Genomic DNA, 15,246 nt, shown 5'->3' on the forward strand with positions numbered 1-15,246 from the left:
CTATAGATTGAAAGTCTCTTTTAGATCCTGCATGTCATCGAGGCTTAACCCTTCTGGCTCAAATCCACTGGCGAGACAGCCTAAAAACAGCTTCGCCCCTTTATTTGCAACATCTATATAATCAAACGCTTCTAAGGCATCTTGGCCGGTAGACACAGCGCCATGTTTTTCCCAAACGGCAACGTCATAGCGCATCAGTTTTTCAGTGGTTGTATTAGCCATGGTTTGACTGCCAGGCATGCAGTACGGCACGATGCCAATGCCTCGTGGAACAAACGCTCTGACTTCGGGTAACATCTTCCAGCAAGCGTGTGTATAGATTTCATCGCTGCTCACATAGTCGCGGTGGTGGGATAACATAATGAGTTCTAATGGGTGAGTGTGAACAACACAGCGGTCTGCTGCCCCCGCTTTTTGCTTAGCGATTATTATTTCCACATGAGAAATAAACTCACTGGTTGGCGCGTAATCGGTTTGACCACGGCCTCCCCAAAGTATGTGGTAACCTTTAGCTTCATCATCGATACGGAGTACACAACCGGCATCTTCAGGGCGACTTAATTCTCGGATCCGTTCACCAGTACCTTTAACAAAAAAGATATGCCCAGCACTTTCTTTAGGGAAAGAAAACTCGCCAATACTGTTAAGAAAGCAATGCGGGAAGAGATTAATATCGCCATCCAGCTCACCAAATATATCGGTCAAATCAACCGATATATTTCCGCCGTTACGTTCTGCCCATTCACGTAACCATAAATACGAACCTACCTCAGAGACCTTGGTTATTTCCTGCAATACTGCGTCATTTAGCTCGATATGAGTTTTCATTTTTTACCCTTGATAAGAAACATATATAAGTTACAAAAAAATGTTGGTTACAGTTCTAGACCATGTAAAACACGCTGCTTAACTCACGACTCACGGGGGAGTTATCAGCATTGCTAGCCATGATGTCTTGCATATAGGCCCACCATCGCTGACAAACGTTTGTCTCGGCAATCCTGTTCCACTGCTCTTCACTTTGGACTTCTACGTAGCCAAATAGTTGGTTTGATGGCGTATCTAAGAATATTGAATAGTTACTTGCGCCATGCTCACGTAACACCTGAACCAGATCAGGCCAGATCTCATCATGACGCTGTTGATAGGCGAGCTGGCAGCCTGGGTTTAACTGCATGACAAATGCTTTTCGAATCCTGGAGTCAGCCATGGTTGCTTCCTTTGCGTAGTAATCGACGTTACTTACCGACTTTATTTCGAAGGCTTTGGAACGCGCCGGGCAGGGCGATTACGCAAATCAACATTGCCCCAATGATGATAGACATAACAATGCCGGGAACATTAATCAGACCTAAACCAGAGTTCACCAACCCCATTAAGAACACCGCAATAACAACGCCAACAATTGTGCCTGAACCTCCAAGAATACTGACGCCTCCAAGTACCACCATAGTGATAATGTTCAATTCCCAGCCCAAAGCAATAGTCGGTCTGGTGCTACCTAATCGAGAGGTCAACATAATGGCCGCAATAGAACAAAAGAACCCAACCATGATGAATATGATCAGCTTGTGTTTGGCCACATTAATACCTGAGTAATACGCAGCGGTAGGATTGTTACCGATGGCATAAGTTCGACGACCAAAGTTGGTTTTTTGTAAGAGAATGTAGAATAGAACCGCGATGACTAGAAAGCTTGCGAACTCAAATCCTATGAAAGGGGCGACATAACCTTGTCCAAAAAATGAAAAGCTTTCGGGATAATTCTTTAGGGCTTGGTCGCCAAGTAATATATAAGTAATCCCTCTAAATAAGCTCATGGTGCCGATGGTTACCACGATAGCGGGAATATTAAGTCTAGTAATAAGTAATCCGTTCAAGGCACCACAAAGCGTACCGACAATTATTCCAGCTGAGCAAATTAGCACCAAACTATCGGTTACTTCAGCGGTGAAGCCCATCGCCGTTGAGCTTAAGGCTATGATGGATGCTACCGATATATCGATGTCTCTAACGATGATAACGAGTGCTAACGGTAGTGCGATAATTGCTTTTTCTGAAAAGTTAAACGTTGCATCAGACAGTGACCATGCGTCTAAGAAATAAGGTGATGCTAAGCAATTAATGCAGAACACTAAAATTGTGGTCGCCAATAAAAAGGACTCCCAGCTGAACACCCAGCTTGGTAAACTTTTTTTCTCAATGTCCTTTGTTTCAAAGGAACTGTTGTTGATCTTTTCCATGGTATTGTCCTTAACAACAATCAAGAGGCATTTTGAACCGCTTTACGCAAAATTATTCGGCCGGCTTTTCGTTCCGAACGCGAGTTAGCTATCACCGCAAGAATGATGACTGAGCCTGAAATAGCCATTTGCCAGAAAGGTGAGATACCAATCACTGGTAAGGCATTATTAATGATGCCTAGGAATAACGCGCCTAAAACGCAGCCAATAACTGTACCCGTGCCACCAGCGATACTGACTCCTCCAATCACACATGACGCAATCACTAGCATTTCAAAACCGTTAGCGATATCGACATAAGCTACCGCGTAGCGAGAAATCCAAAGGTAACTGGCAATCCCAGCGAGCAGTCCCGAAATGGTAAAAGCAATGAATTGTTTCTTGCCAACGTCAACGCCGATGTAATATGCCGCTGTTGGGCTATTGCCCGCCGCATATATTTTTCGACCTAATTGACGATGGCGCGTAAAGTAGTACATAGCCGCAATGACAAGCACCGAACACCACCCCAGTATTGGCAGACCGAGAAACACAAAGCGAGGGATTTCTAAGAATGATGCGCTCATTTGGTGGGCATTAATCCATGCCCCTTTGCTGATTAAAAAAACTGCACCCCTAAAGATGGCCATGGTTCCTAATGTCACCACAATCGATGGGATTTTCATTTTCCACACCAACCAGCCATTTAGCATGCCCAACATGGTGCCAAAGCTTGCGCCAATCAGAATAATCACGGGGACTGGAAAATCGGGGTAGATGCTGTTGATTGTTGCTACAACCATCCCTGTTAGCGCCACATTAGCCGCGATCGATAAATCGATGCAGCGGGTAATGATCACCAGCATTTGCCCTAGCGCTAAGATGATCAATATCGAGGTATCGGTATAAACACCAAGCAGGTTGGAAAAAGCCAAAAAGTCAGGGATGATGACACCTATCATTGCCAGTAGTGACAATATAACTAAGGCTAACTGCGCCTCACGATTCTTTAGTAGCGTTTTCATTCTAATTCTCCTGTCATACCCGTCGCGGCACTAACAAGCTGTTCAGCCGAGAATTGGGGGCGCTTGAATTCGTCAACCATGAGGCCTTCTCGCATAACGATAATTCGGTCAGCCATGCCCATAATCTCTGGTAACTCAGACGAAACCATGATCACTGCCAGGCCTTGTTCTGTAAGTTCGGACATAAATTCATGCACGGCAGCCTTTGAACCAATATCTATGCCTTTAGTTGGTTCGTCCAAAATGATGACCTTTGGCTCGGTCGCTAACCATTTGCCAATCACCACTTTTTGTTGGTTTCCACCTGACAGGTTCTCTACTTTTTCATTCCAATTTGGAGCCTTGACTTTTAGCCGTTTAGCGTACTTACCAGCCAAGCTATATTCGGAAGGAATATTTAAAAAACCACTGGAATTAATTTTGTTTAGTTGCGGCAAACTGATGTTTTGATAAATCGGAAATTCGAGCACTGTACCTTGCGCTTGGCGTTCTTCAGGAACATAAACAATGCCCGCTTTAATTGCGTCGCTGGGGGACTTAATAGCAAGCTTTTCACGATTAACGATAATTTGCCCGCTAGCATTATTGGTGACACCGAACAGTGACTGCATGACTTCAGTGCGACCTGCACCGACTAAGCCATAAAAGCCTAAAATCTCACCTTGGTGTAACTTAAAGTTAATCGCATCAAATTCAGTTGGATGGCAAAAGTCTTTGACCTCAATGATGCACTCACCAAGCGCTACCTCTGTTTTAGGAAACGCCGTATCAATGCTTCGACCGACCATCATTGAAACCAGCTCTTTTTCTTCAACTTCGGCAATCTTACCTTCGCCTATATAACAGCCATCGCGAAATACGGTAAAGCGGTCGGCAATGGCATAGATTTCGTCGAATTTGTGGCTGATAAACAATATCGCGCAACCCTTTTTCTGTAAGCGGTAAACAATGGCGTAAAATTCTTCGATTTCTCGGTAGGAAAGCGCCGCGGTAGGCTCATCTAAAATAACAACCCGCGCATCAAAAGATAACGCTCGTGCAATGGCGACCATATGTCGCTGTCCTATGCTGAGCTCTTTTAATAGCTTCTTGGGGGCTAGAGGTGCTTCAATTTCGGACAATATACGTGTTGTTTCTTGTTCCATTTTCTTCCAATCTAGGCGACCAGAAGGCAATTGCAGATAATGACCGGCGAAGATATTTTCCATCACACTAAGTTCATCAAACAATACTGTTTCTTGATGAATGGCGGTAATGCCGTTGTTGTGCGCATCTTGAGGTGTAGTGATGTTTACCGGTTTGCCATCTAAATATAGCTCTCCTTCAGTAGGCTGATAAATACCAGTCATTACTTTCACTAACGTAGATTTCCCCGCTCCATTCTCGCCTACTAAAGCGGTTACTTGACCGGGATATAAATCAAGCTTAACTTTGTCTAATGCTTTTACACCGGGAAAGTGTTTACTTACATTCAGCAAAGAAAAAATAGGGTTTACTTCAGACATAATCTTGCCTTCTTTGGCTAACCCCTATTGACTGTCATGCCTAAACACAGACAACCAACAAGGGTCGGCACTACCTAGAAAATTTTAGCGAATTCAGCGACATTACTGATGTCATAAACAAAAGGAGATGACATTGCAGCATTTCCTTCAGCATCTAGCTCTGCTACGCCCATTCGTCCCATTTCTACTTGTGTGTCACTGGCATTATCTTGTATCAAGTTGTAGGCAATATAGGTTGCTGCATAGCCTAAGTCGATGGGGTTCCAAATCGCAAAACTATTTACTGCGCCAGACTCAACATGGCCCGCTAGTTCAGAAGGTAGCCCTAGTCCGGTCACAAATACTTCACCGGTTTTTCCCATATCGGTAACTGCTTGTGCTGCAGCCAAAATACCTACGGTAGTTGGTGCGACGATGGCTTTTAGATTTGGGTAAGTTTTCACTAAACCTTGGGTTTCTCGATAGCTTTTATCCGCTAGGTCATCCCCATAAACTGTTGCTACTAAATTAAGTTGCGGGAAATCGGGTAGCGCTTTTTCCATTTCGCCAATCCAGATATTTTGGTTTGTCGCGGTGGGAGAAGCACTTAAGATGGCAATATCACCCTCAGTACTATTTGCAGCTTTAAGAGCGGCAGCGGCAAGTTCAATGTTCATTCTGCCAATCAGTTCATTACTTGATGGATTAAGGTGAATCTGGCGGCCAGCGGCAGCAACACCCGAATCAAATGACACTACTTTGATACCCCGTTGCTGAGCTCGTTTTAAAATAGGGACGAGAGCATCAGGATCGTTTGCTGAAACAACGATGGCATCAACCTTTTGTGAAATGAGAGAATTAATTATCTCAATTTGCCCTTCCGCTGTTGGAGTAACAGGGCCGGTATAAATGATTTCAATATCATCTTTTATCTCTGCTGTCGCTTCTTTAGCTCCTTTATAGGCAGCTTCAAAAAAACCGATACCTTGGGCTTTCACAACCAAGCCAATTCTTAAGTTCGCTGCTTGCGCAAATGAACTTGCTATGATGCTTGTTGCGACTAGGGTCACTTTTATTATTTTTGTTAGTTTCATCTTTCAAACTCCATGTAGTAGGTCACAATGTAGGTGTAAATTTCAGTCCTTAGTTAAACTGCTATTTGTCCTTGATTTATCTTTTAAGCAGAACCTCCTGCTCGTATTGTTTGACGTCTTTAAGCCAGTCAGCCCTAACTGGTACGCCTTGTTGTAAACAGTAGTAATCCCAAACGGCAGCCCATGGAAGTGATTTTGCTTCTTCCTGAAGTGCTAAGCGGCTAGTAAAATCACCGGCGTTTTCAATATCTTTAAGTTGATCTGTTGGCTCTAAAAGCGCTTTTAGCAGCGCTTTTTTCATATTTCTTGTACCGATAACCCAGGCGGCAATTCGATTGATTGACGCATCAAAGAAGTCCAATCCAATATTGACGCGCTCGGTTAAATTATTGCGAATAATTTCACTCGCAATCGCCTGTGTTTCATCATCCAGCATGACCACATGGTCACTGTCCCATCGGACCGGGCGGCTAACATGCAGTAATAACTCATCAACATACATTGAAACCGACGAAATTTTGTCCGAAATAACCTCAGTCGGATGGAAGTGCCCCGCATCTAAGCACAGCATTACATCTCGTGTTGCAGCGTATCCAAGGTAAAATTCATTCGAACCTGCTGTATATGCTTCCGTGCCTATACCAAATAGCTTCGATTCCACTGCATCTTTGTGGAATTTCTTCGAAATTGGTTCCGCGATAATACGGTCAAGAGATTCCGCCAATCGTTTGCGCGGTGCAAGGCGATCAATCGGTACGTCTTTATAGCCATCAGGAACCCAAATGTTCATCACTGATGGTGTACCCAATTCTTTACCAAAATACTCAGATACTTTACGACTGGCAATACAGTGCCTAACCCAAAAATCTCTCACTTCACTGTCTGGGTGTGACAAAGTCATATTGTCAACGCTCAAAGGGTGAGAAAAACATGATGGATTGAAGTCCAAACCTACCCTTGCATCACGCGCCCAATCAACCCAATTGGCGAAGTGCTCGGGTTTAATTTCATCACGTTCTACTGGAGTATCCGACTCTAGATATATAGCATGTAAATTTAAGCGTAGATTTCCAGGTATCATAGACATGGCGAAGTCAATATCTGCCCTGAGTTGGGCTGGAGACTTGGCTTTACCAGGGTGGCTACCTGTGGCTTGGATCCCCCCTGTTAATTCACCATCGGGGTCTTCAAACCCTGACACATCGTCCCCTTGCCAGCAATGCATAGATACTGGAATACCGTTCAGCAACTCCATGGCTTCTTCGCAATCAACTCCCAGTTCAGAAAAGATCTTTTGGGCGTTAACATAACTCGATTGAATTTGTTCTTTTGTGTTCATTGTTGTTCCTTTCTGGGGTATCTAGACTTATGCGTTCAAACTTGGCCCAATGGCTAAGAAAGTCACTTGATTGATTCGGTTTATAGGTTTCAATTGGAAACGAATTGGACACAATGTTGCGAGCTTGCTGCACTGAATCAATTTGCTTTAGGGCGATAAGCTGGCCGCAGATATTACCTATCGCTGAGGCTTCAATAGGACCAACGCTGACTTCTACGCCACAAGCATCAGCACATAATTGATTTAAGAGTTTGTTTTGTATCCCGCCCCCAATTATATGAATCCGATTTAGGCTTGCAGGGTTGAGTTGATTAAGCTCTAACCAAACTTTTCGATATTGGCAGGCTAAACTTTCAAAGATGCAGCGAGCAAATTCTCCAGGTGTTTCCGGTACGGCTTGTGCTGTCTCTTCGCAGAAGTCTTGAATAGCGGTACTCATGCAAACAGGGTTTAGAAAACGGGGGTGGTCGGGTGCGATTAAGCTTCTGAAAGGTTCACTCTGTTTAGCCAATGTCACTAAAGTGGTAAAGCTATACTCTCCCAGCTCTTTTTGTACATTTTGAATCAACCATAGACCCATGATGTTTTTTAAGACTCGAAAACGATTCTCTGCACCACCTTCATTGGTCACATTGAATGATTGAGCTAAGGGATTATTAATTGCAACTTCACTTTCAAACCCCATCAGTGACCAAGTACCAGAGCTGATGTAAACGGTGTCTTGACCGGTAACTGGTAAGGCCAAAATTGCAGATGCTGTGTCGTGGCTGGCGATTGAGGTAACACGAATGCGACCCGCTGCTTTACTGTGATAATAACCAACTAATCTATTTGGTGCTTCGGCAGGCAAAAACCAATGCTCAGGAACCTTGATTAGATCTAATAGCTCTTTGTCCCACTCTCCATTGGCACAATTAAGAAGTTGAGAGGTTGAAGCATTGGTATATTCACAGTGTTGAACTTTACTTAACTTAAAACTTAAATAGTCAGGTATAAAAAGAAGCCTCGCCACCGAATTAATCCAACTAGGTGGATTTTCCATTAATGCTGTAAGTTGATACAGCGTATTAAAATCGAGGAACTGAATACCTGTTTTACTGTAAATAGTGTCACGAGATATTAGCTTATTGAGTTTATTTTGGATGCCTGCAGTGCGATCATCGCGATAGGAAACTGCCTCGCCCAACTGCTTACCTTGTACATCCAAAAGAACAAAATCAACGCCCCAAGTATCAATCGCAAGGCTTTCGATAACATGACCAGCTTCGCCCGCCATAGCGATACCTCGTTTTATTTCGAGGAGTAAATAGTCTAGGTTCCAACAAGCTTGTCCATCGCGAAAAACGGGACCGTTCTCAAAACGATGTATTTCTTGTATTTGCAGAGTTTGGTCATCGTATATTCCAAGGATAACCCTACCGCTTGACGCACCTATATCTATTGCCAACATTTTGTTCATTTGATCAAAACCTCTCATTTGATGGTTAAATCATATGCAGATAGTCACGCACCGACCTTTGGAAAAAAACGCTTATTTCACAATCTGCGGTAAAAAAACAAAGTTACAGACTCGTAACTTCACGTTTTCGAATATGTTAAAACCAAGGTTTTGTTTGTACATCTATAGTGAATGTTAAGATGTCAAAATGCATAGATCTGCTTAAAAAATGGGAGGGAATGGATGATTCACCTTAAGCCTAATGAATTCTTTTTAGATTCTAGTTGCGCAATAACAACCGAGCTTAGGCAGCCTCAATCGCCATTTCCCGAACATAGCCATTCTTTTGAAGAAATCGTTATTGTGACAAAGGGGCAAGGTATTCATGTTGTCAACGATGTCCCTATGAATCTAAATAAAAATTATGTGTGCTTTATTAACCACAATGACCGACATCTTTTCGAAAGCGTTCAAGGGCTTTACCTTAGTAACGTATTGTTTCAAAGAGATAAAATAAAAAGTGCTATGAATCTTAGTGACTACCTACCGAGCCCATCAAGTCAGGCTTCAGATTGGTATATTGAAGATGATGCAGCATTAAGGGTTACCTACATTATCGAACGTCTTGACTACGAGTCTCATATTAATAATTTGGCCTCTAAAGCTATTTCAGAATTACTCTTTCAGCAGCTAATTGTAGAGCTTTGGCGGGGGCGAATTGACGATTTAAGTCTATTATCTAATGAAGACAAATTGACCTCATCGCTAGTGTATCTCAATAAGAACTATCAATTGCCTCTTCACTCAGACGGGGTTGCTGAATATGTTGGCTTAAGCCCAAGAGTTCTTTCAAAAAACATCAAAAAAGTCACCGGAATGAATTTCTCCCAATACCTGCATTTCATCCGCGCAAAGCGAGCAGTCTATTTATTGATTCATAGCGATAAATCTGTCACTGAGATCGCATTCGATGTGGGATACAGGGATAGCAATTATTTTTCGACTAAGTTTAAAGAAGCGATTAATAAAACTCCTCGTGATATACGAGAACAATACAGGCTTAAAAACTAAGGTTTTTGCTACACGTATAAGTCCTTAGCTAAATGTCTATTCCCCTTCAGTGCTGCACCATGCTTTTTCCCACGATAAAGCTTACCTAATCAACGTGTATTTGTTAAATAGTTCTGAGCCGTAAGGGTTATAAAGCTTCATGTCGTTGGGAGTGTCGGTCTTAGACTACCGGTAAAAATACCATGTTTTGCGAAGCCAAATATACCGCTTAGCCAAGAATAAAAAGGGGTATGGCAACTCCTCTGTAAGCACCCAACATAAACTTGCAGATACGACGATGCTTGATGGTTTTTTACTAAAAAACCGTACTAGTCGCTACATTAGCAACTGAGTACGGTTTAATACATCCTGGCGATATGAGTGAAAATGTTTGTCGTCTAGCAAATAATTATCGAGTAAAGGATGGGGCATGCCCTGCATCAACGTTGAGGATATTGCCCGTTGATTTTGATGAAATATCTGCGGCAAAGAAATAAACACCTTCCGCAATATCTTCAGGATACACATTGCGTTTAAGTAAACTTCGTTGGCGATAATGTTCTTCAAGGTCATCTGTAGACATTTTATATGCGCTAGCACGTTCTTCTTTCCACTTGCCTGTCCAAATTTTGGAGCCTCTAAGCACTGCATCAGGGTTGACTACATTAACTCTAATTCCGAGAGGAGCGCCCTCCAGTGCTACACATCGAGCTAGTTGTATTTCAGCTGCCTTTGCGGTGCAGTATGCAGCGGCATTTGCTGATGCAACAAGGCCATTTTTACTGGCTACAAATATAATCGCGCCGCCTAAACACTGCGCTTTCATATGGGAGAATGCGGCCTTAGATACCAAGAAATAACCGGTAGAAAGTATTTTTTGATTAAATTCCCAGTTCTCTAGGCTAGTTTCATCTAATGGAGAAGACGATGCAATCCCCGCATTCGAAACGACAATATCGACACCTCCAAATTCAAGGCTGGCATAAATAAAAGCACTATCGACCTTCTCTGGACTGGTGACATCCATGACCACACTGCGAACAACATCCGCGCCAAAAGTTTGAGAGAATTCATCTTTTGCTATTTCAAGGGATTTTTCATCTATATCCGCCAACACCACTGCGACCCCCTCTTGTAGCAAGCGCCCAGCGGTTGCTTTACCAATACCACCGGCGCCACCGGTGATAAATGCGACGCGCCCCGCGAGACTTTTTGCTTTTGGCATTCGCTGTAGTTTTGCTTCTTCGAGTAACCAATACTCTATATCGAATGCTTCTTGTTCATCTAGGCCGACGTATTCACCGACCCCCGATGCCCCTTTCATCACATTGATGGCATTGGTGTAAAACTCACTCGCTATGCGTGCGGTGGCCTTGTCTTTGGCAAAAGTGATCATGCCGACGCCTGGAATAAGGTAGACAACCGGATTTGAATCCCTAATCGCAGGGCTACTCGCATTTTTACAGCGATGGTAATAAGCTTCGTAGTCGGCTCGGTAGTCTTCTAGTTGCATGTCTAAGCTTGTTACTAGCGCTTCCAGCCCTCCCGATTCAGGTGAACAATCTAAGACCATTGGTTTGATTTTAGTTCGTAAGAAGTGATCGGGACAGGAGGTGCCAAGGTTTGCCAGTGGCTTGAGGTTTTGGCTATTTACAAATTCGAGCACGTCTGGAGTGTCGCTAAAATGCCCAATTTGTCGTTGTTGTGTACTTGTTTTTCCACGAATAAGTGGCATTAGTGTGGCTGCAACACGTCGGCGCTCGTCGCTCGCTAATGACGGGGTAGCCGCTCCGCCAAATGCTTCGATTTCTGTGAGTTGTGTATCTAGCCATTGTTGAGCTTTGTTGATTGTGTCTAAAGAAAGCTCATAGCATTCTTTAGACGAATCAGCCCATGTAAAGAGACCGTGAGATTCAAGAATAACACCTTTGATCTCTGGATTTTCCCGTGCGACTTTTTCGAGTTCCAAACCCAACTGAAACCCTGGGCGTCGCCAGCCTAACCAACCAATATCACCGCCAAAAATTTCTTGGGTTAGCTGTTTGCTTTCCGCGCTAGCCGCAATAGCAATTACAGAATCAGGGTGCAAGTGATCAACATGAGTATATGGTAGGTAGGCGTGTAGCGGTGTATCAATACTTGCGGCTCGAGTATTTAAATTGAAGGTACAATGCGAGAGTAGGTCAACCATTTCGTCTTCGTGTTCATCACCCCGATATAAACTTTTGAGACGTATTAATTTGTCTAGGTACAACGTCGCGAAACCAGATAAGCTCATGCTGCCGATATCACCTCCAGAACCTTTGACCCATAAAACCTGACATGGTTCGCCTGTTAGGGGATCGTCGGCGAGTAGCTTACATGAGGTATTTCCCCCGCCAAAATTGGTAATACGCTTATCCGAACCTAGGAGGTTAGAGCGGTATTCCAGTAACTGAGCTTCAGAAAACCCTGTAGTGTAGTCTTCGTCCCATGCATTGGGTATTAAATATTCGCTTCCAGCTGTTGATTGCATCACTCGCTTTCCTTGTTCTATATCGATTGGTAAAGACGATTTATTTGGTCTCAAAACGTTTGAATAAACTCAAGCTAACTACAATGAAACAAAATGACCGTTAATGAACTTATTTGATTGTTAATCATATGTTATAGCTATGAAAACAGTTTATTCAATCATTTTCAATCAAAATCTTTCATTTTTGTTGATGATTGTTAAGTGGTATGATGCTTTTTGACAACTAATTGCTAATTGAAGACTCACATGATCGAACGAGAGCGCCATCGAAAAATCCTTTTAGAACTAGAATCTAGTTCAGTCGCTACTATCGCCCAGCTAGTTAGCCTCATAGGCTGCTCTGAAGCAACTATTCGTCGTGATGTTCTTGAGCTATCAAGCGTGGGCAAGCTTAAGCGGATTAGAGGAGGTGTTGAGGTAATCCAAACTAGCCATTCGCATAGTTTGGTAAGTAGTCCCTTCTTGCTTAACCAATCCATTCACACTGCTGAAAAACAAGCTATTGCCAAACGAGCTGCCGAAATGTGTGAAGATGGGGAGTCCATTATTATTGGTGGTGGCTCAACGGCGTTTTACATGGCACAGTATTTTGAAAACAAAGTACTGAACGTGATGACTAACTCGTTTGTGGTTGCCGAGTATCTGCATCATAATTCCCGATGTAATGTAACCCTTCCTTCAGGTAAGCTTTATAAAGAGCAAAATTTGGTGTTAAGTTCTTATCCTGAAGACGGAGTATCGAACTTCTTTGCGGCTAAAGTTTTTTTTGGTGCTCAAGGGGTTAGCCCACTAGGGGCACTAGAAACAGATTCGTTAATTATTCAAGGAACGACACGTTTACTGCGGCAGGCAACTAGCAAAATCCTGTTAGCCGACAGTAGTAAGTTTGAGCAGTTCAGTAACATGATAATTTGCCCGCTGGCGGATATCGATTACTGTATTAGCGATCAACAGCTCAAATCTAGCAACAAACAAATGTTAAGTGCTAGCGATGTTACTTTGATACAAGCTTGAGCGCTCCAATAATGGCTAATACCACTTGGAAACGACTGTTACACACGGCTAAAAGACGAGCTCGCGGTTTCTTCTAAAGTTAATGAGAAAGCCGAGAATCGATAAAGTGTGACCTCGAAAAATCATCTTTCTACTGTTTATTTCAAACAAGTAGATCGTTTCTATAAGCCCTCCCGTAGTCATTATATATTCTAAAAGTGGCGCAGAATTTTATGCAATTGGCATCCAGTGTTTATCGACGCTTTCTATTGCTGTTCGGTTTAATGGCGGGCTTATGGGGCTGTTCAAGCGCCGATGTAGACAGTTATGCCAGTAACCAACCCAAATTAGTGTTGGAAGATTTTTTTTCCGGCAGTTTAACAGCGCATGGCATTGTCAAAAATCGCTCCGGTGAATTAATTCGTTATTTCAATGTCACCATTGACGCCAGTTGGGATGAACAAGGGGTAGGCACGCTCGACGAACATTTCATTTTTGATGACGGCGAGCTACAGCAACGCATTTGGACCTTAAAGAAGCAAGCTGATGGTGGCTATTTGGCTAGTGCTAACGATGTTAACCAGCCGGCAGAAATGCATTTAGCTGGTAATGCCTTGTTTATGGACTATGTATTAACCATTCAGTACCGAGACAAACCTTTAGACATAGTGGTTGAAGACAAGATGTACTTAGTCAATTCAACGACCATTGTTAATGAATCGGTGATGCGTAAGTTTGGTTTTGAAGTGGGTTCGGTCAGTTTGGTGATAAATAAGCAGCCATCAAGTTAAGCTTGTCGACAGCACAAAAGCCAATTAAATAAAGACCCAGGCTTGTTATTCCTAGTTAAACTGCGCTAGGTATGTAGTAACAGAATTAAATTACAAGAGAGAAATGAATGACTAATGTATCTAATCTTGCACCACTGGCGAGCAGTTTTAGTTTAGACCCTGCGCTGATTACTATCACCAATTTGCGCTTGCGTACTTATATTGGTTTTAACGAAGAAGAGCTCAGTAAGCAGCAAGATGTTGTCATAAATGCCGAAATTCGCTATCAGGCTACCAAGGCTTGTGAAGCCGACAGTGAAGATTTAGCGCTCAATTACAAGGTTATTACAAAAGCGATGATCGCGCATGTAGAGCAGGGGCATTTTCGGTTACTAGAGAAACTGTGTGCTGATTTACTCACGTTAGCGATGGATGAACCGCGGGTGATTAAAGCCAGTATTACCGTGGATAAACCGCACGCGCTGCGTTTTGCTGACTCGGTATCAGTGACCTTATCAGGATCGCGTAACAGTGTTTAAGGCGCCGATTAGTCAAGCGCCGGTATTGATTACTGGTGGATCACAGCGGCTGGGCTTAGCCATTGCAGAAAATTTACTGCAACAGGGATACCCGGTGATTATCACTTATCGACGTGACAAACCCGCAGTGCAGGCATTGCGAGAGCTGGGAGCCGATTGTGTGCAGGCCGATTTTAGCGATGAAAGAGGCATTAATGCGTTTATAAGCCATATATTGCAGCACTACCCATCTTTGCGTGCAGTGATTCACAACGCCTCTCAATGGCTTAACAATGCGGCTATGGACAACCAACACCAATTAATGCGTTTGATGTGTAGTGTGCATGTCAGTGCCCCTTATCAAATGAATTTAGCGTTTAGCGAGTTGCTCAAGAACAACCAACAAGTTAGCGACATTATTCACATGACAGATTTTGTCGCAGACAAAGGCAGCGCGAAGCATATTGCTTATGCAGCGAGTAAAGCTGGCTTAGCTAATCTTACTCATTCTTTTGCTGCGCAGCTTGCACCTGCGGTAAAAGTGAATAGTATTGCGCCCTCGTTGCTGATGTTTAACCAAGGTGACAAAGCAGAATACAAAGTTAAAGCCCTGGCTAAATCGTTAATGGCGATTGAGCCTGGTGCAATTGAAGCCGTAGAAGCGGTTAACTACATTATGAACAGTCAGTATATAACCGGTCGAACAATCGGTTTAGACGGCGGCCGACATCTGGTCTAGGGTTAATAGTGTTGTTAATTTGAGTGTGGTGGATAAAACAAGAAAGACTATCTAAAGGA

14 protein-coding genes are annotated in these 15,246 nt (G+C 43.2%); 5 read left to right on the forward strand and 9 right to left on the reverse strand.

The genetic code is table 11. The features are described 5' to 3' along the window. The 8 genes from rhaD to rhaB form a co-directional block, all read right to left on the reverse strand. A complete protein-coding gene (gene rhaD / locus M0C34_RS00585) occupies window positions 1–828 on the reverse strand; it encodes a rhamnulose-1-phosphate aldolase (RefSeq protein WP_248713732.1) in 828 nt (275 codons plus the stop codon). A 55-nt stretch (window positions 829–883) separates the two neighbouring features. Then, window positions 884–1,210: an L-rhamnose mutarotase gene (rhaM, locus tag M0C34_RS00590; RefSeq protein ID WP_248713733.1), complete on the reverse strand. Its 327-nt coding sequence runs from the start codon at window positions 1,208–1,210 to the stop codon at window positions 884–886. 28 nt (window positions 1,211–1,238) lie between these two features. Further along, the gene (locus M0C34_RS00595; RefSeq protein ID WP_248713734.1) at window positions 1,239–2,243 is read right to left on the reverse strand and encodes an ABC transporter permease; all 1,005 of its coding nucleotides are present in this window, start codon (window positions 2,241–2,243) and stop codon (window positions 1,239–1,241) included. A gap of 20 nt (window positions 2,244–2,263) precedes the next feature. Beyond that, the gene (locus tag M0C34_RS00600; protein WP_248713735.1) at window positions 2,264–3,247 is read right to left on the reverse strand and encodes an ABC transporter permease; all 984 of its coding nucleotides are present in this window, start codon (window positions 3,245–3,247) and stop codon (window positions 2,264–2,266) included. Continuing rightward, window positions 3,244–4,752 (reverse strand): sugar ABC transporter ATP-binding protein, encoded by a 1,509-nt coding sequence (locus M0C34_RS00605; RefSeq protein WP_248713736.1) that lies wholly within the window; start codon window positions 4,750–4,752, stop codon window positions 3,244–3,246. The genes M0C34_RS00600 and M0C34_RS00605 overlap by 4 nt, the downstream gene beginning before the upstream one ends. Window positions 4,753–4,826: 74 nt before the next feature. Continuing rightward, window positions 4,827–5,825: a rhamnose ABC transporter substrate-binding protein gene (rhaS, locus tag M0C34_RS00610; protein ID WP_248713737.1), complete on the reverse strand. Its 999-nt coding sequence runs from the start codon at window positions 5,823–5,825 to the stop codon at window positions 4,827–4,829. A gap of 76 nt (window positions 5,826–5,901) precedes the next feature. Then, entirely contained in the window at window positions 5,902–7,164 is a 1,263-nt protein-coding gene (rhaA, locus tag M0C34_RS00615) for an L-rhamnose isomerase (RefSeq protein ID WP_248713738.1), read from the reverse strand. Next, window positions 7,127–8,623 (reverse strand): rhamnulokinase, encoded by a 1,497-nt coding sequence (gene rhaB / locus M0C34_RS00620; protein WP_248713739.1) that lies wholly within the window; start codon window positions 8,621–8,623, stop codon window positions 7,127–7,129. Before rhaB ends, rhaA begins: the two co-directional genes overlap by 38 nt. 222 nt (window positions 8,624–8,845) lie before the next feature. Here rhaB and M0C34_RS00625 point away from each other — a divergent pair, with 222 nt between their 5' ends. Continuing rightward, the gene (locus M0C34_RS00625; RefSeq protein WP_248713740.1) at window positions 8,846–9,673 is read left to right on the forward strand and encodes a helix-turn-helix domain-containing protein; all 828 of its coding nucleotides are present in this window, start codon (window positions 8,846–8,848) and stop codon (window positions 9,671–9,673) included. Between the two features lie 388 nt (window positions 9,674–10,061). Here the strand turns inward: M0C34_RS00625 and M0C34_RS00630 are convergent, their stop codons facing one another. Next, window positions 10,062–12,167, reverse strand: a complete 2,106-nt coding sequence (locus M0C34_RS00630) for a bifunctional rhamnulose-1-phosphate aldolase/short-chain dehydrogenase (RefSeq protein ID WP_248715569.1) — start codon at window positions 12,165–12,167, stop codon at window positions 10,062–10,064. Between the two features lie 246 nt (window positions 12,168–12,413). On the opposite strand from M0C34_RS00630, the gene M0C34_RS00635 reads away from it, so the two are divergent. From M0C34_RS00635 to folM, 4 genes are all read left to right on the forward strand, one after another. Continuing rightward, the gene (locus tag M0C34_RS00635) at window positions 12,414–13,181 is read left to right on the forward strand and encodes a DeoR/GlpR family DNA-binding transcription regulator (protein WP_248713741.1); all 768 of its coding nucleotides are present in this window, start codon (window positions 12,414–12,416) and stop codon (window positions 13,179–13,181) included. A 212-nt stretch (window positions 13,182–13,393) separates the two neighbouring features. Further along, window positions 13,394–13,951, forward strand: coding sequence for a DUF3833 domain-containing protein (locus M0C34_RS00640; RefSeq protein WP_248713742.1), 558 nt, complete (start codon window positions 13,394–13,396; stop codon window positions 13,949–13,951). Window positions 13,952–14,058: 107 nt separating this feature from the next. Next, entirely contained in the window at window positions 14,059–14,469 is a 411-nt protein-coding gene (folX, locus tag M0C34_RS00645; protein WP_248713743.1) for a dihydroneopterin triphosphate 2'-epimerase, read from the forward strand. Further along, window positions 14,462–15,187, forward strand: coding sequence for a dihydromonapterin reductase (gene folM, locus M0C34_RS00650; RefSeq protein ID WP_248713744.1), 726 nt, complete (start codon window positions 14,462–14,464; stop codon window positions 15,185–15,187). Before folX ends, folM begins: the two co-directional genes overlap by 8 nt. The last annotated feature ends 59 nt before the right edge of the window (window positions 15,188–15,246 follow it).

It is taken from the genome of Agarivorans sp. TSD2052 (genome assembly GCF_023238625.1).
Lineage (GTDB): Bacteria > Pseudomonadota > Gammaproteobacteria > Enterobacterales > Celerinatantimonadaceae > Agarivorans.

Coding starts and splice junctions, on each gene's coding strand:
- rhaD (WP_248713732.1), bottom strand. CDS start 828: ATGAAAACTCATATCGAGCTAAATGACGCAGTATTGCAGGAAATAACC.
- rhaM (WP_248713733.1), bottom strand. CDS start 1,210: ATGGCTGACTCCAGGATTCGAAAAGCATTTGTCATGCAGTTAAACCCA.
- M0C34_RS00595 (WP_248713734.1), bottom strand. CDS start 2,243: ATGGAAAAGATCAACAACAGTTCCTTTGAAACAAAGGACATTGAGAAA.
- M0C34_RS00600 (WP_248713735.1), bottom strand. CDS start 3,247: ATGAAAACGCTACTAAAGAATCGTGAGGCGCAGTTAGCCTTAGTTATA.
- M0C34_RS00605 (WP_248713736.1), bottom strand. CDS start 4,752: ATGTCTGAAGTAAACCCTATTTTTTCTTTGCTGAATGTAAGTAAACAC.
- rhaS (WP_248713737.1), bottom strand. CDS start 5,825: ATGAAACTAACAAAAATAATAAAAGTGACCCTAGTCGCAACAAGCATC.
- rhaA (WP_248713738.1), bottom strand. CDS start 7,164: ATGAACACAAAAGAACAAATTCAATCGAGTTATGTTAACGCCCAAAAG.
- rhaB (WP_248713739.1), bottom strand. CDS start 8,623: ATGAACAAAATGTTGGCAATAGATATAGGTGCGTCAAGCGGTAGGGTT.
- M0C34_RS00625 (WP_248713740.1), top strand. CDS start 8,846: ATGATTCACCTTAAGCCTAATGAATTCTTTTTAGATTCTAGTTGCGCA.
- M0C34_RS00630 (WP_248715569.1), bottom strand. CDS start 12,167: ATGCAATCAACAGCTGGAAGCGAATATTTAATACCCAATGCATGGGAC.
- M0C34_RS00635 (WP_248713741.1), top strand. CDS start 12,414: ATGATCGAACGAGAGCGCCATCGAAAAATCCTTTTAGAACTAGAATCT.
- M0C34_RS00640 (WP_248713742.1), top strand. CDS start 13,394: ATGCAATTGGCATCCAGTGTTTATCGACGCTTTCTATTGCTGTTCGGT.
- folX (WP_248713743.1), top strand. CDS start 14,059: ATGACTAATGTATCTAATCTTGCACCACTGGCGAGCAGTTTTAGTTTA.